Origin of the sequence: Austwickia chelonae NBRC 105200, assembly GCF_000298175.1 — a bacterium.
Taxonomy (GTDB): Bacteria; Actinomycetota; Actinomycetes; order Actinomycetales; family Dermatophilaceae; genus Austwickia; species Austwickia chelonae.
In genome coordinates this window covers 180,694-200,241 of the sequence record NZ_BAGZ01000017.1, presented here as the reverse complement: position 1 = coordinate 200,241, position 19,548 = coordinate 180,694, and the positions used below count along the sequence as shown (strand labels likewise).

Annotated in this window: 19 protein-coding genes; 10 read left to right on the top strand and 9 right to left on the bottom strand. The window is 67.5% G+C overall.

Features of this window, described 5'->3' with window-relative positions:
* Position 1: 1 nt before the first annotated feature.
* From AUCHE_RS12710 to AUCHE_RS12695, 4 genes are all read right to left on the bottom strand, one after another.
* Complete coding sequence (locus tag AUCHE_RS12710) at positions 2-1,300, bottom strand: adenylosuccinate synthase (RefSeq protein ID WP_006503728.1); 1,299 nt, start codon at positions 1,298-1,300, stop codon at positions 2-4.
* Positions 1,301-1,526: 226 nt separating this feature from the next.
* Positions 1,527-3,041 (bottom strand): ABC transporter ATP-binding protein, encoded by a 1,515-nt coding sequence (locus tag AUCHE_RS12705; RefSeq protein ID WP_006503727.1) that lies wholly within the window; start codon positions 3,039-3,041, stop codon positions 1,527-1,529.
* A complete protein-coding gene (locus AUCHE_RS15875; RefSeq protein WP_052024918.1) occupies positions 3,038-3,823 on the bottom strand; it encodes an energy-coupling factor transporter transmembrane component T family protein in 786 nt (261 codons plus the stop codon). Before AUCHE_RS15875 ends, AUCHE_RS12705 begins: the two co-directional genes overlap by 4 nt.
* Positions 3,820-4,431: an MptD family putative ECF transporter S component gene (locus AUCHE_RS12695; protein WP_006503725.1), complete on the bottom strand. Its 612-nt coding sequence runs from the start codon at positions 4,429-4,431 to the stop codon at positions 3,820-3,822. Before AUCHE_RS12695 ends, AUCHE_RS15875 begins: the two co-directional genes overlap by 4 nt.
* Positions 4,432-5,390: 959 nt before the next feature.
* Between AUCHE_RS12695 and fepB the strand changes: the two genes are divergently transcribed.
* From fepB to AUCHE_RS12655, 8 genes are all read left to right on the top strand, one after another.
* Positions 5,391-6,401: a Fe2+-enterobactin ABC transporter substrate-binding protein gene (fepB, locus tag AUCHE_RS12690; RefSeq protein ID WP_006503724.1), complete on the top strand. Its 1,011-nt coding sequence runs from the start codon at positions 5,391-5,393 to the stop codon at positions 6,399-6,401.
* A complete protein-coding gene (locus tag AUCHE_RS12685) occupies positions 6,398-7,426 on the top strand; it encodes a FecCD family ABC transporter permease (RefSeq protein ID WP_040322386.1) in 1,029 nt (342 codons plus the stop codon). Before fepB ends, AUCHE_RS12685 begins: the two co-directional genes overlap by 4 nt.
* A 5-nt stretch (positions 7,427-7,431) precedes the next feature.
* Positions 7,432-8,571: a FecCD family ABC transporter permease gene (locus AUCHE_RS12680; protein WP_162137260.1), complete on the top strand. Its 1,140-nt coding sequence runs from the start codon at positions 7,432-7,434 to the stop codon at positions 8,569-8,571.
* Positions 8,568-9,383 carry an ABC transporter ATP-binding protein gene (locus tag AUCHE_RS12675; RefSeq protein WP_006503721.1) on the top strand — a complete coding sequence of 272 codons (816 nt, stop codon included), beginning with the start codon at positions 8,568-8,570 and terminating at the stop codon, positions 9,381-9,383. Before AUCHE_RS12680 ends, AUCHE_RS12675 begins: the two co-directional genes overlap by 4 nt.
* Positions 9,380-10,813, top strand: coding sequence for an enterochelin esterase domain-containing protein (locus AUCHE_RS12670; protein WP_006503720.1), 1,434 nt, complete (start codon positions 9,380-9,382; stop codon positions 10,811-10,813). The genes AUCHE_RS12675 and AUCHE_RS12670 overlap by 4 nt, the downstream gene beginning before the upstream one ends.
* 147 nt (positions 10,814-10,960) lie before the next feature.
* Positions 10,961-11,359: a methyltransferase domain-containing protein gene (locus AUCHE_RS12665; RefSeq protein ID WP_006503719.1), complete on the top strand. Its 399-nt coding sequence runs from the start codon at positions 10,961-10,963 to the stop codon at positions 11,357-11,359.
* On the top strand, positions 11,356-12,657 hold the full coding sequence (locus AUCHE_RS12660) for a sensor histidine kinase (RefSeq protein WP_006503718.1): 1,302 nt from the start codon (positions 11,356-11,358) through the stop codon (positions 12,655-12,657). Before AUCHE_RS12665 ends, AUCHE_RS12660 begins: the two co-directional genes overlap by 4 nt.
* Positions 12,654-13,352 (top strand): response regulator, encoded by a 699-nt coding sequence (locus AUCHE_RS12655; protein WP_006503717.1) that lies wholly within the window; start codon positions 12,654-12,656, stop codon positions 13,350-13,352. Before AUCHE_RS12660 ends, AUCHE_RS12655 begins: the two co-directional genes overlap by 4 nt.
* 112 nt (positions 13,353-13,464) lie before the next feature.
* On the opposite strand, the gene AUCHE_RS16785 is transcribed toward AUCHE_RS12655, so the two are convergent.
* Both AUCHE_RS16785 and AUCHE_RS16780 read right to left on the bottom strand, forming a co-directional pair.
* On the bottom strand, positions 13,465-13,659 hold the full coding sequence (locus AUCHE_RS16785; protein ID WP_143114727.1) for a hypothetical protein: 195 nt from the start codon (positions 13,657-13,659) through the stop codon (positions 13,465-13,467).
* Positions 13,660-13,972: 313 nt separating this feature from the next.
* Positions 13,973-14,122, bottom strand: a complete 150-nt coding sequence (locus tag AUCHE_RS16780; protein WP_155889071.1) for a hypothetical protein — start codon at positions 14,120-14,122, stop codon at positions 13,973-13,975.
* A gap of 427 nt (positions 14,123-14,549) precedes the next feature.
* Between AUCHE_RS16780 and AUCHE_RS16775 the strand changes: the two genes are divergently transcribed.
* Positions 14,550-14,816, top strand: a complete 267-nt coding sequence (locus AUCHE_RS16775) for a hypothetical protein (protein WP_143114723.1) — start codon at positions 14,550-14,552, stop codon at positions 14,814-14,816.
* On the opposite strand, the gene AUCHE_RS12640 is transcribed toward AUCHE_RS16775, so the two are convergent.
* Both AUCHE_RS12640 and fbaA read right to left on the bottom strand, forming a co-directional pair.
* On the bottom strand, positions 14,784-15,206 hold the full coding sequence (locus AUCHE_RS12640) for a DUF3151 domain-containing protein (protein WP_006503714.1): 423 nt from the start codon (positions 15,204-15,206) through the stop codon (positions 14,784-14,786). The two genes, AUCHE_RS16775 and AUCHE_RS12640, sit on opposite strands and share 33 nt — an antisense overlap.
* Positions 15,206-16,228, bottom strand: coding sequence for a class II fructose-bisphosphate aldolase (gene fbaA / locus AUCHE_RS12635; RefSeq protein WP_006503713.1), 1,023 nt, complete (start codon positions 16,226-16,228; stop codon positions 15,206-15,208). The genes AUCHE_RS12640 and fbaA overlap by 1 nt, the downstream gene beginning before the upstream one ends.
* A gap of 305 nt (positions 16,229-16,533) precedes the next feature.
* Here fbaA and adhP point away from each other — a divergent pair, with 305 nt between their 5' ends.
* Positions 16,534-17,553, top strand: coding sequence for an alcohol dehydrogenase AdhP (adhP, locus tag AUCHE_RS12630; RefSeq protein WP_006503712.1), 1,020 nt, complete (start codon positions 16,534-16,536; stop codon positions 17,551-17,553).
* A 104-nt stretch (positions 17,554-17,657) separates the two neighbouring features.
* Here the strand turns inward: adhP and AUCHE_RS12625 are convergent, their stop codons facing one another.
* A complete protein-coding gene (locus tag AUCHE_RS12625) occupies positions 17,658-19,325 on the bottom strand; it encodes a hypothetical protein (protein ID WP_006503711.1) in 1,668 nt (555 codons plus the stop codon).
* Positions 19,326-19,548: the final 223 nt, after the last annotated feature.

The window sequence follows — 19,548 nt, the reverse complement described above, 5'->3', positions numbered from 1 at the left end:
CTCACTCCTCGTCCTCGCCGAGCAACGAATACCGCTCGACGACCTCGTCACGGCCCGGGCCGACCCCGATCACGCTGATCCGCGCCCCGAAGAGCTCCTCCAACCGCAGCACATAATCCTGCGCGGCCTGAGGAAGTTCCTCGAAAGTGCGCGCCCCGCTGATGTCCTCTTCCCAGCCGGGAAGCTCTTCGTAGACCGGTGTCGCGTGGTGGAAGTCCGACTGGTTGACCGGCATCTCGTCGTGCCGAGTTCCGTTCACGTCATAAGCGACACACACGGGGATGGTCTTCAACCCGGTAAGGACGTCGAGCTTAGTCAATACGTAGTCGGTGACCCCGTTGACCCGGGTGGTGTACCGCGCGACCACGGTGTCCGCCCACCCGCACCTGCGCGGACGCCCGGTGGTGGTCCCGAACTCGAAACCACCGTCGCGGAGGAACTCGCCCATCTCGTCATGCAGCTCCGTCGGGAACGGGCCAGCTCCGACGCGGGTCGTGTACGCCTTGTGCACGGCGACCACCCGGTCCACGCGGTTCGGCGCCACCCCCGATCCGGTGCACGCCCCGGCGGCGGTGCATGCCGAGGAGGTCACGAAGGGGTAGGTGCCGTGGTCGACGTCGAGCATCGTGGCCTGCCCGGCCTCGAAGAGGACGGTCTTGCCGTCGTCGAGCGCACGGTTCAGCTCGAGACCGGTGTCGACCACCATCGGGGCGAGCCGGTCGCGGTAGCTCAGCAGCTCTTCGGCGACCTGGTCGGCGTCGATGGAACGACGGTTGAAGATCTTCACCAGCAGGTGGTTCTTCTCGTCGAGGGCCGCATCGACCTTCTGCCGCAGGATCGACTCGTCGAAGAGGTCCTGCACGCGGATACCGATGCGGTTCATCTTGTCCGCGTAGGTGGGGCCGATGCCGCGCCCGGTGGTGCCCAGTTTGCGTTTGCCGAGGAAGCGCTCGCGCACCTTGTCCAAGGCGATGTTGTACGAAGGGATGACGTGGGCATTCGCGCTGACCCGCAGACGGGAGACATCCATCCCGCGTGCTCTCAGGGCCGACAACTCCGCGAAGAGCACCTCGAGGTCGATGACGACCCCGTTGCCGATGACCGGGGTGACATTCGGGGAGAGGATGCCACTGGGCAGAAGGTGCAGGGCGTATTTCTCGCCTCCGACGACCACCGTGTGCCCGGCGTTGTTGCCACCGTTGAACTTGACGACGTAGTCGACCTTGCTGCCCAGCAGGTCCGTCGCCTTGCCCTTGCCCTCGTCGCCCCACTGGGCTCCGACCAACACGATCGCCGGCATCGCGGCCACCATCCTCATATCGCTGACGTCGCGCGTCCGCACATCCCACGTGGATGTCCACCGTCCGCGCCTGTTCACGCGTCGAGCCCGCGACGTACGGCGACGTCCGGGCTCGTACTGCCCAAGCTTACCGGTAGCGTCGCTACTTCCTGCCCGGAGGGACGGCGGCAGTACGGCGAACCGGTGCGACAGCCCGGTCGAGCGGTTGAGGATCAGGCCCGCGCCGCTACCTCTCGCTGATCTCGACGCTGCTCCTCCCGCTCTGGGCGGGGCGCCCCAGCCGGACGACACGATCCGCGCACACCTCGAGGAATTCCACGTCGTGGGTCACCACGAGCACGGTGACCCCTCGGGCGGCGAGCGAGCGGATGAGCTCACCGATGGCCTGCATGTGGCGGTAGTCCACACCGGAGGTCGGCTCGTCGAAGACGACGATGCGCGCCTGGCTGGCCATGGCCACGGCGATCATCAGTCGTTGTTTCTGCCCACCGGACAGGGACATCGGATGACGGTCGAGCAGGTCGGCCAGATCGAGCGACCCCAGGAGAGCAGCAGCGTCGGCGGCGTCGACCGAGGACAGCCCCGTCGTCACCTCCGCGAGCACCGACTCGGCGAAAAGTTGTCGATGTACGTCCTGCATCACCAGCGAGCTCATCTGTCGACGTTGCCCGGCGCTCGTCCCGACCCCGTCGATCTCGATGCGTCCACCGCGCGTCGGCTGGGCCAAGCCGGTGAGAAGGCGACACAGGGTGGACTTGCCGGCGCCGTTGTCCCCGGTGAGAGCAGTCACCGTCCCGGCGGGGAAGCATAGCTCGGGAAGGGAGAGCACGCAGCGGTCGCCGTAGGAGAAGCGCACGTCGACCAGACGTATGTCTGCACCTCGTCGGGTGGGGTCCGTCTCCGTCCTCGGCCGGTCCGTGCCCGTCTGGGCGTCAGGGGTGCCACCCGTGGTCATGGTGGGCGGCTGCAGCGTGCGCCAGCCGGCCTTGCGTCGCTGCTCGTCGGTGCATCGGAAGAATTCCTCGGCCGCCCAGGTGCCGGTGAGCCGACCGTTCTCCATCGTGACGACGGTGTCCACCAATTCACGCAGGTAGTAGAGCCGATGTTCGGCGATGAGGAGGGTGGCCCCGTCCCTTTTCATCTCTGCCATGATCCGTGCGAGCTCGTCGATGGCGCGCACGGACAGATTGGCGGTCGGTTCGTCGAAGAGGTAGATGCGTCCGGGACCGGCCAGGGCGGAGGCGCAGGCCACTGCCTGGAGCTCGCCGCCGGAGAGCTCCCACAGCGATCGTTCGAGCCAGGTCTGGATGCCTACCCGGTGCGCCGCCGAGGCCACCGCGGCCTCGATCTGGTCCCTCGGCTCACCGGCTTGCTGCCGGGCGAAGGCCAGCTCCTCACCGACGGTGGCGGCGAAGAACTGGTTGCGAGGATTCTGGAAGACGGTACCTGTCCGGGACCCGATCCGATAGACGTCCGCGCCGGCCACGTCGATACCCTCGACCCGCACCGTGCCATCGAGGTCACCGCCGGTGACATGGGGGATCAGGCCGTTGGCCAATCGCAGCACGGTGCTTTTACCGCACCCGCTGGGGCCGGTGAGCAAGGTCGCCGTACCCGGTTCCAGGGTCAGGGTCAGGTCGGTGACCCCGGGAACGGTCGAACCGGTCTGTCCTGGTGCCGGCGAGTCCTCGTGACCTATCCGGTAGGCGAAGGTCGTGCCGGTGAAGTCGATCGCGCTCATGCCGAGGCCACGCGGAAGACACCGAGGAGGAGCACCCCTGCGATCACCGGCAGCGCGAGGGCATCACGCCAGGTCAAGCTCAGGTCGCGTAAGGCTGTGGGAACTGCTGGCCCGCCCAGTCCCCGGACCAGCCCCGAGGCGGTCAGGTCGTCGGCGATGCGAGAGCAGGAGACCAGCATCGGCACCAGGAGATATTCCAGGCTGCGCAGCGGATGGCGCAGGATGTCTGCCGGACCGAAGGTGATTCCCCGCAGCGACATGGCCTCGAAGATCGCCGTGAACTCGCGACGGGCCTGAGGGAAGAAACGCAGCATGACGATGACCGGGACGGTCAGCCATCGTGGGGCGTGCACCGTGTAGAGCAACGCTGCCAGGTCGGCAGGCCGGACCGTGAGAACGACGTAGATGCCAGCGAGGGCGGATACCGCGAAACAAGCCACCCAGTATCCGATCGGTGAGATCAGCCCCAGCAGGGCAGGGACGTCGACGTGCAGGGGAAGCAGGAAGGCGGTGGCCCCCGACACGATGACCGCCACACCGCCCCACCACAGACGAGGGCGGCGCAGGCTCGCGATCGCGATGAGGACGGTGGCCCCCGCGACGACGGCGGACCGCAGGTCGGTGGTCGACAGAGCGGCGATATTGCACACGATCATGCCGAGCATCGCCGTCCCCGGGGACAGGCCGAGCCCCCGGGGCGGGCCGGAGTCGACGCTCCCGGCAGCCAGATCGCGGGTCGTGACCAGGCCCGTTCGTGCAGGGTCTGCTTCCAGCACCGTCACGCGACACCAGCCCGGCGGAACTGTCGCTTGAGCACGTTGTGCCCGAACCAGCCTCCGGCCAGTCCTGACACGAAGAATCCGAGTGCCCAGAAGGGCAGGGCCGCCGGTCCGAAGACGGTCGTCCAGGCCTCGGCATACGATTCGTTCATGGCCTCGACCAGGTACTTGCGGTAGCCGACGCTGTCGTAGACGAGCGGCAGGAGCGGACCGAGGTACCACAGGCTCAGGACGGCGTAGGCGAGGGTGTTGAGGCGCGGGTCGCGATGTCCGCCTGAGCGTGCGACGAGGTCTCCGATCAGCCCCAGTACCGGCGTGATGATCATGCCGAGCCACGGGTGTCCGGTCACGACCATCAACGTTCCCACGATGAGCCCGAGGATGGTCAGGGCTCCCACTTTGGGAACGCGTGAGAGGTATAGGGCGATGACCACGCCGTTGGCGAGGATCCCCAGGATAAAGCCCACTCCGGAGAAGAGGGGTGAGAGGAAGCCCAACGTTCCGCAGCCGAACATCACCACGAAATAGACAGCGGTGAAGATGCCGACGTTGATGAGATCCCGCCCGTTCAAGGTGCGAGATGTATGACGGACAGCGGTATCGCTAGCCACGACTCCTCCTGAGACAACGAACTTAGGTTAACCTAAGTTCGCACAGGTTGCCATCGGAGACAAGGGTATGACCAGCAAAAATGTCATCCCCCTGTATAATTCGCCCGACCGCGAGAAACACCAGTCAACTGAGTTAACTGGATTCAGAACCTATTTCGGGCGGGAGTGGCCCGGAGAGACGACGCGCTCCACTCCCCAGACGGCACCGGCAACACATCGCGTCAGCCCGTGAAAACGCGGCCCCCTCGCTCCAGCACCCCGGGAAGAAGTAGGCAAACAGCACATTCCACCTCGTCCGACCCGGGGAGCTCCGGAACCCGAGGGAGGTCCGGGCGCCGCGATCGACACCCGGACCTCGAGACCGGTCCGGCCGGGGCGACTCCGACCTGTCACCCCTCCCGAGGGACACCACCCCGCACCGGGCCACCCTCGACCGCACCCCCGGCGACTACCCGCCACTCACGGTGAGTAGTCATATTCCCTTGGCCCACATAGCACTTCGACCCGGACTATGTTCTCCCACTGCCGCCCCTTTCCATGAACTGACACCCCTTTTTGGGAACTGACGCCCGCAATCAAACAGGGGGTCAGTACGCATAAGGGGGTGGAAGTTCAAGGGTGCGAGCAGGAGGCATCGGGAGGTGACGAGCCAGGAAAAAGATGCCCAGCAATGCGCCGACCCACCTGTCGACAGGGGGCTGCACCAGCGATGACTTAGGCCGCAGACGGAACGACGGCCAGCCAAAACGGGCGCCCACCAGGCAGGACGCATGTCTCACGCATTGTTAATTTAGGTTAGGCTAACCTAAATGCCAGTCGCTCGGCATGGAGAGCTGGCTCGAAACCAGCTCCGTATCCCCTGCGGAAACTCCTGCCTAGAAACAGCAATTTCCTACTGGGCGAAAGCTATTCATACTATGCCGGCCCCGCTGGGTGTACATCGAGAAAAGGAAATGCAGATGCGACGTACGCTCGTCCTCATCACCAGCCTCCTGGTGGCGCTGACGATCAGCTCGTGCGACAGCTCCGGCAACGCCAAGGCGAACTCGTCGTCCTCAGACACGAACAGTTCCGCGGCAGCCACCGGACAATGGCCACGGAAGATCACCCACGAACTCGGCGAAACCACGATCAAGGAGAAGCCGAAACGCATCGTCTCCACCTCGGTCGTCCTGACGGGATCACTGTTGGCCGTCAAAGCGCCCGTGGTCGCGTCGGGAGCCTCCCAGCCCGGCGGCGAAGGATTCGACAAGAACGGTTTCTTCGCCCAATGGGCCAAGCCCGCCGAAGAGGCCGGCGTCAAGGTGCTCTACCAGAACAGCAAGTTCGACCTGGAAGCGGTCCTGGCAGCCAAGCCGGATCTGATCATCATCTCCGCCAGCGGCGGAGACAGCACCAAGGACAACTACCAGCAGCTCTCCCAGATCGCGCCCACAGTCGCGGTCAACTACAACAGCCAGAACTGGGAGCAGACCACCAAAGAGATCGCCAAGGCCACCGGGCAGGACGCCGAGGGTGAGGCCGTAGTCGCGGACTACCGCAAGCAGATCGACGAGCTGAAGAACAACGCGAAGCTGCCGAGCGAACCGGTCCAGATGATCGTCTTCAGCCCGAGCAACGGCAGCGCCTTCGCACTGCCCGACGGCCCCCACGACCAGATCCTGCAGCAGATGGGCGTCAAACTCGCACCCACCACCGTCGAGAACGCGAAGACGCCCTCGAGCGGCAAACGCAAGGACTTCGTCTTCCCCTCCGAGGAAGCCTCGGTGAAAGCACTCACCAACCCGACCGTACTGCTGGTCTCCGCAGACGACTCCACCGTCGCCAAGATCAAGGGCCACCCGGCGTACCAGAACATCCCGGCCGCGACCTCCGGCAAACTCGTCCCGCTGGGGCTGCCCTCGTTCAAGCTCGACTACTACAGCGCGCTCGACATGGCCAAGCACCTCGCGAGCGCCTTCCCGAAGTGAGTTCCACCGATCCTCTACGTCGCGGGCGGGCCTTTCGGGGCCTGCCCGCTCCCCTTGTCCTGCTGACGGTGTTGCTTCTGGCGTTGATGGTGGCCTCGCTGATGTTCGGTTCCACGAAGGTGCCGGTGGAGGCGATCTATGCGGGGCTGCGCCACCCGGATCTGAGTGATCCTGACCAGTTGGTCATCGCGACGCTGCGCTGGCCGCGGACCGTGGTGGCTGTCGTCGCGGGTGTGGCGTTGGGTGTCGCCGGGGTCCTGATGCAGGCGTTGACCCGTAATCCGTTGGCGGAGCCGGGCATTCTCGGGGTGAATTCCGGCGCGGCGGCCGGGGTCGTCGCCACGATGACCTTCCTGCCGGCTTTGGATGTCCGGGGCCAGTTGGCGGCGGCTTTCGTGGGGGCGGCGGTGGCCGGCGGCATCGTGCTCGTCGGCGGGGGTGTCTTCACCCATGACAGTGATCCGGTGCGGCTCGTCCTGGCGGGTGTGGCGACGGCTGCGGTGTTGGGTTCGTTCAGTTCTTTTCTCGTCATCAGTAATCCGCAGGTCTTCCAGAGTTTCCGGCATTGGGATGCGGGGGCCGTGAACGCGCGGCCGTGGCCGTTGATCGTCGCGGGGGCTGTCCTCATCGCGGCAGCGTCGGTGTTGGCTGTCGCGTTGGCTTCCAGCTTGGATGCGTTGGCGCTGGGTACGGAGGCGGGCAAGGCGGTGGGTGCTCATCCGGGCCGTACGTGGGCGGGTAGCGGTCTGGCCGTCGTGGTCCTGGCCGGGACCGCCACGGCGCTCACCGGGCCTGTCGTGCTGCTCGGTCTGCTGGCGCCTGTCGCCGCCCGGGCGTGGCTCGGTCCTTCGGTGGTGCGGCTGTTGCCGGTCGCTGCGCTGATCGGACCTGTCGTCCTGCTCTTCGCCGATATCGTCGGTCGGCTGGTCATCCCCCCTGCGGAGGTCCATGCGTCGGTCGTCTGTGCCGCGATGGGGGCGGTCGTCTTCGTCGCCATCGCCCGGCGTGGGCGGTTGCGAGGGTGAGGGCTGTGCCTCCTGCTGTGGAGACCGAATCCGCCGATGCCCGGGCGGCCGCGGGGTCGCCCGACCATGACGCTCCCGCCGCCGACCCTGGGCTCTTCCGTGCCGGGGATCATCTGCCGCACCGTGTCCTTCGACTACCTGGCGGTGTCAGCCTGCTCGTTCATCGCCGTACGGCCGTGGTCTGCCTGGTCCTGGTCTGTGTCACGGCAGCTGCGGCCGTGGCTGAACTCCTGACCGGCACTTTCGTGTTGTCGTGGTCGTCGGCGATGGACGGTCTGTGGCGGCGTGACGACGGTCTGGCAACGACCGTGGTCTGGGGCATCCGTCTGCCCCGGCTGCTCACCGGGCTCTTCGCCGGGATGGCGTTGGGTGCCTCCGGCGCGCTCTTCCAGTCGATGGCGCGTAATCCGCTGGGCTCGCCGGAGGTCGTGGGGCTGGTCTCGGGGGCTGCGTTCGCGGCGGTCGTCGGCATCGTCGTCTTCGGCACGACGCGGGAGACGACGGCCCTGTTGGCGATGGTGGGGGCGGGGGCGGCGGCGTCCGCCAGCTACGGGCTGTCCCGGCAGCACGGTGTCAGCAACGGGCACCGGCTCATCCTCATCGGCATCGGGATCAGTGCAGGTCTGCAGGCTGCGACGACGGTCGTCCTGACCCAGCCCCATCCCGATATCGCCATCGCGGGGCAGATCTGGCTGGTCGGGTCGTTGAGTGCCCGGACGTGGACGGAGGTCGCCGCGGTGGGCGGGGCGGTCGTCGTCCTGCTGCCTACGGCGTTGCTGGCTTCCCGGGGTATGAACGCCCTCGAGCTGGGCGAGACACTGGCCCGCCAGCTCGGTGCCCGTCCGGAACGTTCCCGGCTCGTCATGACTGGGTGCGGGATCGGGCTGGTCGGGGCGAGTGTGGCCGCTGCCGGGCCGATCGGGTTCGTCGCGCTGGCCGCACCCCATCTCACCCGCCGGTTGACGGGCAGCCCGTCGATCCCGCTGCTGGGTTCTGCGCTCATGGGGGCGTCCTTGCTGCTCCTGGCGGATGCTCTCGGCCAGAACCTGCCCATGTCGGTACGCCCGCCGGTCGCGGTGGTCACCGGGGTCCTGGGCGGCACCTATCTGCTGTGGATGTTGTTGACCCGGAAAGGACGCCGATGACATCGTCTACCGCCCCGCTGCGGGCGAACGGGGCCGCTGCCCTGGAGGCACGCGATCTGACCCTGGCCTACGAGGGGCGGGTCGTCATCGACGGTCTCGACGTCGATCTGCTGCACGGCCAGTTCACGGCCGTCATCGGGCCGAATGCGTGCGGCAAGTCGACGCTGCTCAAGGGCCTGGGTCGGGTGTTGTCCCCACGTCGGGGCAGGGTGTTGCTGGACGGCGCCGACATCCACGCCTTGCCCACCCGTCAGGTGGCTCGTTCGCTGGCGCTGCTCCCGCAGGAGCAGATGTTCCCGCCGGGCATCACCGTCACGGATCTTGTCGCGCGGGGCCGTTTCGCCCATCAAGGGCTGCTGCGCCGCTGGAGCGCTGCCGACGAGGCGGCGGTCAGTGAGGCGTTGGTGTTGTGTCGCCTCGAGGATCTCGCCGACCGCGCCGTCGACGAGTTGTCCGGTGGGCAGCGCCAACGCGCTTGGCTCGCGCTGGTCCTCGCCCAGCAGGCGCCGACCGTCCTGTTGGACGAGCCGACGACCTATCTCGACATCGTCCACCAGTTGGAGATCCTGCGGCTGTGCCGCACCTTGCACCGCAGCGGTACGACGCTGGTCGCGGTGCTGCACGACCTCAATCAGGCGGCCCGTTTCGCCACCCACGTCATCGCCCTGCGAGAGGGGAGGATCATGGCGGAAGGCCCGCCCGAGGCGGTCTTCACCGCCGAGTCGATCGCCGACATCTTCGGGCTCGACGTCCAGGTCATCCCGGATCCCACCTGTGGCGCTCCGCTGATCATCCCGGTGGTGCCGGAATGAGCGCGCCGTACGAGGATCGTGAGCTCCCGGTCACTCCCCTGGCCGACGACGGCGCCCCGGTACGGGTCGTCCCGGCCTGGGTGCCTGACCTTGCCGCGCTGAGCGGGAAGGGAAGCGCCGACGCGGACGAGGCCGATGCGGACGAGGCCGATGCGGCGGCCCGGGCGCGATGGGAACAGTGGGACGTACTGCCGGAGGTCGGACCGGTCCACCGCGTGGACGGGTGCGACCTGGTTCCGGTGACCTTCGCCTGGTGGGATCAGCCGGACGAACGGGACGGCGACGTCATGCTGCATCTCAGCTCGTTCACCGATCGCCATCGGCGACACATCGCGCCGGCGCTGTTGGGCCGGGTCGGCACGACAGGCCTGCGCCAGCTCACCTACCTGCTGCCGCCGGACGGCTGCTTCAGCTACCGGCTGGTGCACCGCCCGCACATCCCGGACGACGTCGGCGCCACCCGACCGGGCTGGTCGGGGATCCACCAGGCAGGGGTGCCGGACCCGCGCAACCCGGACCGGCTGCCTCACCCGCACGGTTCGACGTCGTCGGTGTGGACCGGCCCCCGGTTCCCTGCCCATCCGGCCTGGACCGCCGGGGCGGATGACGACGCCCAGGCGGGTACGGAGTGGATCGACGTCCCGCAGGTCGGCGCCGACGGGGTGCCGCGCCGGCATCGCGTCGCTGCGCTGGGCACAGACGCGCAGGACACTCACGAAGGCCCGGACGATGTTCCCGATGCAGGTCGGCGGCCGGTGCTGGTCCTGCTCGACGGTCAGATGTGGGATGCCCTGCCGACCTTGGCGGCGCTGCACGCCCAGGGCGTGTCGCTGGACGTCCTGCTGGTGGACACGGCCGGGACGGAACAGCGTGGCCGGGATCTGCCCTGCCCCGACCGGGCGGCACGGCTGGTCCGGGAGGCGCTCGCCGCAGGATGTGACCGGCTGGGCCGGGTCGTTCCCGCCGCTGATGCCGTCGTCGTGGCCGGTCAGTCGTACGGCGGTCTCGCGGCGGCATCTCTGGCCGTCCACCATCCCGAGTTGGTGGGGACGGCGATCGTGCAGTCCGGCTCGTTCTGGTTCAGCGCGGAAAGCCCCCGGCCGGAGATCTACCGGCCCGGCCGCGACCGGACAGCTGCGGCTGCTCCGGTGGCCGAGGTACGCGGGGACCTCGTCGAGCAGTTACGGTCGCTCGGCCGGGCGGGCGTACGCACGGCGTCACCGGCCCGGATCGTCGTGCAAGTCGGCCGCGAGGAGGACGACATGGTCGACGGCGCGCGTGCCTTCCGTGATGCGGCGCGAACCGTCGGCCATGACGTCAGCTACCGCGAGTACCGCGGCGGGCACGACTACGCCTGGTGGCGCCACGGATTGACCGACGCCCTGGACGAATTCGGGCTATCGACACCACCTCTGTCACGTTATGTTTGATGCCATGCTCGGGGAAGAAGCACAGTCGTGGTTCACGGTGCCGGACTTGCGCAGAGTTAGCACGGGCTTCGACGATCGGGAGACGGTGCTGTCGCGGGCCTTGACGGCAGCCGTGGCTGCGGCCCTCCCTCCTGGGGGACGCACCCCGTGCTCGACGTAGGTTGCGGCGGCGAACTGCTCGCAGACCTGCTCAGGATCTGGTCTGACGCCCTGTTGTTCGACTTCGACCCCGTCGCTGTCGGCGTCGAGGTCGACGCCGCTCGACACGCAGACGATGCCCGGATCCAGATCGTTCAGTCCTCGGTCGAAAAGGTCGACTCCGCTCCCGCGTTGCAGGGTGTCGAGATCGACCTAGCCATCTGTCACCTGGATCTCGCTCTGCGGTCTGATCCGGTCAGAGGATCGACGGCGGTGTTGTCCCGGCTCTCTCCGGGGGGACTCCTCTCTATCGTCGGTCTCGCGACAGCCGTCTCAGCCTTCGGTGACGACCCGTACGGCGAGATCAAGGCTGACTCCGTGCTCTATGGGTTGGTGAGTCGGGCGTGACTGCTGTCGAGGCATTCCCCACCCGCACCGGGATTTCGCCCTGGGATGTCGTGTACTTCGGTTGGCTTGCCGCAACCCTGGCCGTGCTGATCTATGCCGGCAGCGGCATCGACCGGATCGTGGTTGCTGTCGGCGTGGGCCTGGTCGCGGCGGAGCGCCCCCTGACCTCAAGGTCAAGTGGGGGTCTCATGAGAGGGGCGACCGTCCCCGTCGGGCTGCGGATCGCACTGTTGGTCTTCGGAGTTGTGCTCGTGGCATTCGGATCGCCGCTGGTCGTCCTCGTGCTGCCGATCGTGGTGCCGCGCGTCTTCCTGGCGATGAGTCTTGGCCCCGCGATGGTGACGGCAGGCGTGTTGTTCGCCGCCTCCTCCCTGGCGGTGCATTTTCACGGCGTCGAACCCCGGGGGTGGTCAACGGTACCGCTGGCGGTGGGCTTCGTGCTCTGCCTCATGGCGGGAGCCTGGGTGTCCCAGGTGATGGCCTTGAGTGAGTCGCGAGCACAAGCGGTGCTGGCGCTCCAAGCGTCCCAAGCGGAACTGACGCGGGTCAGCCGGCAGGCGGGGGTATCCGCAGAGCGGTCACGGATGGCCCAAGAAGTGCACGACGGGGTCACCCAGAGACTCACGGTGACCCGGATGCTGTTGGAGGCGGCGCGTCTGCGCCACGAAGCAGGCGCTTCAGAGGAGGCGCAGAGCCGCACGGCGATGGCCCACGACCAGGTCTTGTGTGCACTCGCGGAGCTGCGGGCGCTGCTTGCGGAAACCGCGGATACGGAGGCGCCGTCGGACGGCCCGACCTTCGCGGGGTCGGTCGAGTCCTCCGTGCTGGCAGTTGCGGGGGGAGCCGGCCTGGAATCTCGGACCCAGGTCCTGGTCTCTGACACGGACCTGCGACCGGAGGTGCGCTCAGTTCTTCTGCGGGTTTTGCGCGAGGCGTTGAGCAATGTCGCGGCCCACGCGCAAGCCCGGTCGGTCGATGTGTCGGTGACCCGTTCCGGGGAGTGGGTGGTCTTGAGCGTCAGCGACGACGGGATCGGCGTCGATGGCACCGCGGAGGGTAGCGCCTTGGCCGGGCATGGTCTCGGGGTGAAGGGGATGCGTGCCCGTGCGGAAACCGTCGGGGGCCGGGTGTCCATCGACGGAGGTGCCGGAGAGGGCACGGTGCTCACGGCATGGCTCCCGTGGGGGTCGACGCAGTTCCTTGCAAGCAACGCTCACGCGGAGGAGAGCGACATGGTGTCTCATCACTGCGGTGGACCGGCCGTGGAGGCCACAACACTCGAAGGCAGGCAACGATGACCGTACGGGTGGTCCTCGTCGACGATCACTCGATCGTGACGACCGGGCTGGCGCTGTTGTTGGCGGAGAGCGACGAGGTGGAGGTCGTCGGCACGGCTACGACCGCCGAGGAAGCGCTCGACGTGATCGCTGCCACCGACCCCCACGTGGTGTTGACCGATCTGTCCATGCCCGGGATGGGCGGGCTCGAGTTGGTAAGGCGGCTTGCCGCTCATCGGGGTGGGCCGCGCGTGCTGGTGCTGTCCGCCACCACGAAACCCGCGGACTTGGCGTCGGCGATCAAGGGCGGCGCGAGCGGATTCCTCGTCAAGGATGCGCCTGTAGAAGAGATCGTGGCGGGTATCAAAGGCGCGGCAGCCGGAGAGATGGTCGTCTCGTCGCGGGTCGGTGCCGCCTTGGCGTTGCATCTGCGTCAGCCCGAGGAGGAGTCCGTCCTGAGCGAACGCGAGGTGGAGATCCTCACCTTGGTCTCCCTGGGCCTGACCAACGGTCAGATCTGTCAGCGGCTCCACCTGGCCGAGGCGACCGTCAAGACCTATCTGACCAGGTGCTACACCAAACTGGATGCTCGTGATCGGGCTTCGGCGGTGCGTGTTGCCATCGCTAAGGGCATCATCGATCCCACCCGCGAAGACGTGCGCGACCTGACCGGGCTGCGCTTTCCATCGTTCCGGCGGCGACGCACGGGCCGATAGTCGAGCATCGGCACGCTTACCAATCGTGCGCGGGCGGCGTCGAGCAGTTCGAGGAAGTCCTCCCACTCGGGGGGGTCGCCTCGGCCGGTACGGGGAGCGATCGGCTCGGAGCTTACTGCCGCTCCTCGCGGCCGCTCATGGCCAAGGCCAGGTAGATGCCTCCGCCGAGAACGAAACCAGCAGCGCCGGACGTCATCGCGTATGTCACCGAAGAGGTGATCAGCCATACGGCGGCAGCCCCTGCGAGGCTGAGTGCCAGGGAGAGGAACAGAGGGCCCACGGGTAGGTTCTGCGAGTTAGTCGTCATGGTGATCTCCTTTGCTGTGCGCATGTTGAACTTTGGGTCTGCTGAGAGCTGCCGGGGCCTGATGAGGTGCGATTGCGCGGGAGTCCGCTGAACGCTCGCTATCGTGGACGGCCCCTGGAGCACCCACGTCATGGATCCAGGCCCCTGTGCCGTCCGCTGGGCGTCGGGATTGCGGATCGGCTGAAGCCAGTCCCCGCGGAGCTGAGCAAGCGCGCTGCGCAAGGCTCCTGGCGGCTGACGTCGAGCCGCGCTGCGGCGCTTCGGGGCCGTGTCGACAGGGTTGGAAGGCGCGGTGTTGGGGACGCTCATGACGTCAGCCCTTCTCCTCGAGGAGTCCGAGGCAGATGCCCTCGAACGTGGTCGTCGTCACGCGGACATCCATCACGTCGGGGCCCAGGGATTCGCCGAGGAAACGCAGGGATGCGGGGACGTCGAGATCGAGGCCACCCCGCGGCCGTGACATCGCCGTAGCGGACGTAGACGTGGCGGATCCCGATGGCGGAGGTGGGGGCTTCGCTGGACATGCCTCCACGTTCGCTGGCCCGCCCCGTCGTGCGCGACGACCCGTCGGCCCTTTCCCACTGTCAACCGATCGGATGACAGTGGGATGCCGATCGGAGGGCCGGTGCTTCCACGGGGAAGCTACAGCCACCCGCTGGTGTCAGCCGACGGGAGCCTTGTGCAGCGCGTCGGCGGGAAAGGCGCAGGCCCGGCGCCTTGGGCCCACGCAGAACAGCAGCGTCGGGATCCGGAGGCCGGCCTCCACACGCAAGGTCAGGCGGTAAAGCAGCGCGAAGGACGCCCACTGGTCGGTCTTCGCCTCCGGCGGGAGCTTCTTCTCAGCGACATTCGAATCCGGTCTGACGCTTGGGATGCCGTAGACGAGCGTCGTGAGTCCGTCGAGGGCCCGATTCAGCTCGAGATCGGCCGCGAGGAGGACGACATGGTCGACGGCGCGCGCCTTCCGTGATGCGGCGCGAACCGTCGGTCATGACGTCAGCTACCGCGAGTACCGCGGCGGGCACGACTACGCCTGGTGGCGCCACGGATTGACCGACGCCCTGGACGAATTCGGGCTGGCCGCGGCGTTCCTGTCAGAGGTGCCCCGGTCACCCGCGCCCCCGTCACATGTCGAGGGCGTCGACCGCCTCGGCTGAGCTGTCGCGCAGGAAGTCCAGGCAGCGTTCGGCCTCGTCGGTCTCGTCGATGCGCTGCGCGGCTCGGGACAGCGCGCCCAGTGCCCGCAGGAAACCCCGGTTCGGTACATGGGACCAGGGCACCGGCCCCGCACCCTTCCACCCCGCCCGACGCAAGGCGTCGAGCCCGCGGTGGTAACCGACCCGGGCATAGGCGTAACCCTCGATCACCCGACCGCCGGCCAAGGCGTCCTCGGCCAGCTCGGCCCAGGCGAGCGAGCTCGCCGGATAGGCCGCCGCCACCTCGACGGCCGAGGATCCGGCGGCGAGCATGCTCGCCGCCGGATCCTCGGGAAGAAGTGCAGGCGGGGGCTCGAGCAGATTGCGCCGGTGCTGGTCCCCGCCGCTCATCACTTGTGGGTGCCGGCGGAGCGGAGGTTCTCGCACGCCTCGACGATGCGCTTGGCCATGCCTTCCTCGGCAGCCTTGCCCCAGGAGCGGGGGTCGTACTGCTTCTTGTTGCCGACCTCACCGTCGATCTTCAGGACACCGTCGTAGTTCTTCATCATGTGCTCCACGACGGGGCGGGTGAAGGCGTACTGGGTGTCGGTGTCGACGTTCATCTTGACGACACCGAAGTCGACGGCGTCGGAGATCTCCTGCGGGAGGGAACCGGATCCACCGTGGAAGACCAGGTCGAGCGGCTTGTCGCCCGTGTTGTGCTTCTCCTTCACGGCGTCCTGGCACTGCTTGAGGATCTCGGGGCGGAGCTTCACATTGCCGGGCTTGTACACGCCGTGGACGTTGCCGAAGGTGAGGGCGGCCATGTACCGGCCGTTCTCGCCCAGGCCCAGCGCCTCGACGGTCTTCAGTGCGTCCTCGGGGGTGGTGTACAGCTGGTCGTTGATCTCGTTGGCGACACCGTCCTCCTCGCCACCGACGACACCGATCTCGACCTCGAGGATGATGTTGGCGGCCTTGGCCAGGGCCAGGAGCTCGCGGGCGATCTCCAGGTTCTCGTCGAGCGGCACGGCCGAGCCGTCCCACATGTGCGACTGGAAGATCGGCAGGCCGGTCTTCTTGACCTGCTCGGCGGAGGCGGCCAGCAGCGGGCGGACGAAGCCGTCCAGTTTGTCCTTGGGGCAGTGGTCGGTGTGCAGCGCGATGTTGACGTCGTAGTTCTTCGCGACCTCGTGCGCATAGGCGGCCAGAGCCAGCGACCCGGTGACCATGTTCTTGATGGTCGGGCCGGAGAGGTACTCGCCACCACCGGTGGAGACCTGGATGATGCCGTCCGAACCGGCCTCGGCGAAGCCGCGGATGGCGGCGTTCAGCGTCTGGGAGGAGGACACGTTGATGGCCGGGTAGGCGAAGGATCCCGCCTTCGCCCGGTCGAGCATGTCTGCGTAGACCTCAGGGGTTGCGATAGGCACGAAAGGCTCCTTCTCGTCGCGGGGATGCGGTCGGGCCCGGATGCACGACCGGTACTGGGGCCAAGCCTAGTCCGCTTCGGAAGCCGGATCACCGCCCCGGGACGTGTCCCCCTTCTCACCGAGGACACATCAGCCCATGTCACCGCCTATGAAGGTCGATAGAGCGGACCCCGAATTACTTAGTGCCAGAACGCCTGACACAGTAGGATTACAGATTTTCACTGGAGCATTCGGTGTGAATCCACGTGGCGGTGGCGGCACCCCGGCCGTCCACGCCCCTCAGCCCGGGAAAGGAAATCCAGATCATGTCGAACATGCAGGCAGCTGTGGTGACCGAGTTCGGAGCACCGCTCGAGGTCAAGGACTGCGCCCTGCCGCAGCCCGGCCCGGGACAGGTCCTCGTCAAGAACATCTCCACCGGCGTCTGTCACACCGACCTGCACGCGGCCATGGGCGACTGGCCGGTCAAACCCACTCCCCCGTTCATCCCCGGTCACGAGGGCGTCGGCCGCGTGATCTCCGTAGGACCGGACGTCGAGGAACTCGCCGAGGGCGATCTCGTCGGCAACGCCTGGCTCTGGTCCGCCTGCGGCACCTGCGAGTACTGCCGCACCGGATGGGAGACCCTCTGCGAGAGCCAGGAGAACGGCGGCTACTCCGTCGACGGCTCCTTCGGTGAGTACATGCTGGTCGACGCCCGATTCGCCGCCCGCCTCCCCGAAGGCGTCGACCCGATCGAGGTCGCACCGATCCTGTGCGCCGGGGTCACCGTCTACAAGGGCCTGAAAGTGACCGACACCCAGCCCGGACAGTGGGTCGCCATCTCCGGCATCGGCGGACTCGGTCACATCGCCGTGCAGTACGCCACCGCGATGGGCCTGCGCGTCGTCGCCGTCGACATCGCCGAGGACAAACTGCAGCTCGCCCGCGACTTCGGCGCCGAGTTCACCGTCAACGCCGCCACCGAGGACCCGATCGCCGCCGTGCAGAAGCACACCGGCGGCGTCCACGGCGTGCTGGTCACCGCGGTGCACCCCGCAGCCTTCGGCCAGGCCATCGGCATGACCCGCCGTGGCGGCACCATCGTCTTCAACGGCCTCCCCCCGGGCGACTTCCCCGCGTCGATCTTCGACATCGTGCTGCGCGGCCTGACCGTGCGCGGCTCCATCGTCGGCACCCGGCAGGACATGGTCGAGGCGATCGACTTCTACGCACGCGGCGCCGTCCGTCCCCGCGTGCACAAGCGCTCCCTCGCGGAGATCAACGACATCTTCACCGAGATGAAGGAAGGCGCCATCGACGGGCGCGTCGTCGTCGAATACTGATCGGCTCCGACGCGACCCCCGAACGGCCCGACACGGCCGTCGGCCGGTGACCCGCCTCGGAGAGGTCACCGGCCGGCGGCCGTCCCTTCGATCCCGACCGTCCGTCAGCAGCGCCCCATGCGCAACCCCAGCTGGGGGATCCTCAGCTCGTTCTCGTTGACCTTCACGGTCACCTCACGGATGCGTTTGCCCTTGAGCATCTCCCGGACGAAGGAGGCCACCCCGGGCCCGGCGGACTCCGGGTCGGCGTACAACTGCGCCGGCAGCTCCAGGGCAGCACCCAGCTTGCGGGTCTTCCCGTCGATCCCGGCACCCCGCGGGAACAGGCGCATCCCGTCGTAGCTGTGCAGGATCACCGGGATACGGTGCCCCTGATAAGTGACCTCCACGGGTCGCGAGGTCTGCGCGAAGTCGAAATTCTTCAAGACGAAGTTGAACTCGTCCCCGGAGAAGGCCTTCCGAGCAGTCCCGGCATAGGAGTACGGCTGCGGCGGACTCAGCGTGTCCCGGGAACGGTCCTGCGGAGTGTTCTCCAACATCTTCCCCCGCAATGCCTCTCCGGTGGGGGTGAACTGCCAGGACGGCGCGGTCAACGCCTTGTGCCAGTAACCGGTACGTCCGCCCGAGCGCCCCTCCACCCGCAGCTCGCGGTGGTGCGAGCCCGCCGCAGTGGAGTGGATCGAGATCCGGGAGGTGATCTCCCCGGGCACTTTCGGCTGACGCACCCAGTCGGGCGCCGGCAGCTGGATCGCGGCGTACTTCAGGTTCAGCTTCTCCACCAGCTGGTTCACGATCGAAGGCTTGCCCCGCTGATCCTGCCAGGAGTAGCGGAAGAAGACCCGGTCCGCGCCGGAGATGTCGAAGTCGTACAACCGGGTGTACATGTCGCCGTAACGGTTCGTCACGAAGACGGTCGATCCCGAGGCGGAGAGGGATTCGGAGCGGAAACGCCCGCCCATCGGCGAGCCCACCTCGTAGGAGTAGTCATTGGGCAGCCAGGGGTCGAGATAGGTGATCCGGGAGCCGTCCGGGGAGAGCACCAGGACCTGGGTGACCTTCGCGAAGGCCACCGCGTGGGGATTCCCGATCCGGTCGGTGAAGGAGACGTCCTCGTGTTTACCCAGGATCGACAAGGCCCAACGGCCCTCTGCGGAAGTCGGGGTGCGGTGCCCGCTCCCCGACCAGAAGGGCGCGCCCCAGGCTCGCATCCAGTTCCACAGCCGAGGGGAGGAGAGCACGTTGTCGAGGGTGTACAACCAGCCTGCCCGGTCGACAGCGACCAGTTCGTCGTCGTTCACCGAGAAGCTGACGATCTTCCCGTCCAGACAGTGCGGCACCCGCATCTGCCGCCAACGACCGTCGCCCTGCACGGCCCGGGTGGCCAGTCGTCCCTGGTGGAGGGCGAACTCGAAACGACGATTGAAACCGGACCGGCCGTCGCGCAGATGGACCTTGCCCGGCAGCGCGGCCTGGTCGGCGACCGGCGGAAGTTCCGCGTAGCCCAGGAGCCCTTCGTCCGCGCGCGGGCCGGGCGGACGTTGCGCGGTGCCCTTGCGGGGCACGCATTCGGCCGGACCCGCTCCGGCCGGGAGCGCGGGTGCGACGACAGGGATGTGGGCAGCGGTGGACACCGGGGTCTTGGCCTGCGAGGTCATCGCCGTCCCCGGCGCAGGCGAGGCAGCGGCCGACACCGTGCTCCCGGCGACCAGACAGGCCGACAGGGCCATGGCGGAAAATGCGGACAGCCGCCCGGAACGACTCCGGATGAGCACGGTGACTCCTCCTCTTCGAGGGTCCGACATGAGACCGCCCAGCCGTCGCGGCCGGGGGCAGTGGTGTCCATGATGCGTTGCAAAAGGCACTTCATGTGCGGGAAAACCTCAGGAAGAGTTGTTTTTTCAGGCAGGAGGGGGCCTTTCGGAGGGTTTGCCCGGATCTGGATCCGGGCTCACGGATCCCGACGACACCCCTCAGGACGTCTTCGGCCAGGAGATC